The organism is Vibrio sp. 779(2023) (assembly GCF_033344285.1).
Classification (GTDB): Bacteria; Pseudomonadota; Gammaproteobacteria; order Enterobacterales; family Vibrionaceae; genus Vibrio; species Vibrio alginolyticus.
Genome location: NZ_JAWPOM010000181.1, coordinates 1 through 1,117, shown reverse-complemented (window position 1 = coordinate 1,117; position 1,117 = coordinate 1). Strand labels below are relative to the sequence as shown.

Here is a 1,117-nt window from a genome sequence, read left to right as displayed (position 1 = left end):
CCAACATTGTTTAGATACTAAAAACTTGGGCTAGATTGTAAAAACTTGATGTCCGCCAAACACTCTACTTCTTTGCTCAACATCTAGATACAAAAAAACCGCTGAGAGTTCAGCGGTTTTTGTTTTCGATTCTCAATCAGCCTTATGGCATCTCGTCGAATTCTGCGCCTTCTTTTTCTACTTGCGGTGGCATCAAGTGCTCTTTCTGGATACCCAGTTTTAGAGCAAGTGCAGATGCTACGTAGATAGAAGAGTAAGTACCAACCGTGATACCTAACAACAGTGCCGTTGCAAAGCCGTGGATCATTGCCCCGCCCTGTACAAACAGTGCAATAACTACGAACAACGTTGTACCAGAAGTAATCAACGTACGGCTCAATGTTTGTGTAATCGAAGCATCCATGATGTCCGCTGGATCACCTTTACGCATCTTGCGGAAATTTTCACGAATACGGTCGAATACTACGATGGTATCGTTGAGCGAGTAACCAACAACCGTTAGCAACGCAGCCACGATAGTTAGGTCCACTTCAATCTGTAGGAATGAGAATACACCCAGCGTGATAATAATATCGTGCGCCAACGCCATTACAGCACCAGCCGCTAGACGCCATTCAAATCGCATTGATACGTAAATCAGGATACAGATGAGCGACACAAGGATCGCCAGACCGCCCGCTTCAGTTAGTTCATCACCAACGTTTGGACCAACAAACTCGATACGGCGCATTTCTACGCTTTCACCAGTACCTTCTTTGATCGCACCGATGATTTGGTTACCTAGCGTTTCGCCAGAAACGTCGTCACGAGGACGAAGACGCACCATCACATCGCGAGCACTACCAAAGTTCTGTACTGTCGCATCTCCGAAACCTTTTGCATCAAGTGCTGTACGGATTTCTTCAAGGTTAGCTGGTTTTTCAAAGCCAACTTCGATTAGCGTACCGCCCGTGAAGTCTAGACCCCAGTTCAGCCATTTGGTTGATAATGTGAAGATAGAAGCGGCAATCATAAAGATTGAGAATACGAACGCCACTTTTGACCAACGCATAAAGCCGATCGTCTTCTCTGCTTTTAGAATTTGAAACATATTAATTCCCAGCCTTAGATCGACAAT

1 protein-coding gene is annotated in these 1,117 nt (G+C 45.2%); it reads right to left on the bottom strand.

Features of this window, described 5'->3' with window-relative positions:
- Positions 1-142 precede the first annotated feature (142 nt).
- Positions 143-1,090: a protein translocase subunit SecF gene (gene secF, locus R8O70_RS25920; protein WP_318073746.1), complete on the bottom strand. Its 948-nt coding sequence runs from the start codon at positions 1,088-1,090 to the stop codon at positions 143-145.
- Positions 1,091-1,117 lie beyond the last annotated feature (27 nt).

What these genes read in the sequence shown, in the direction of transcription:
- secF (WP_318073746.1), bottom strand. Translation starts at nt 1,090, where the DNA reads ATGTTTCAAATTCTAAAAGCAGAGAAGACGATCGGCTTTATGCGTTGG.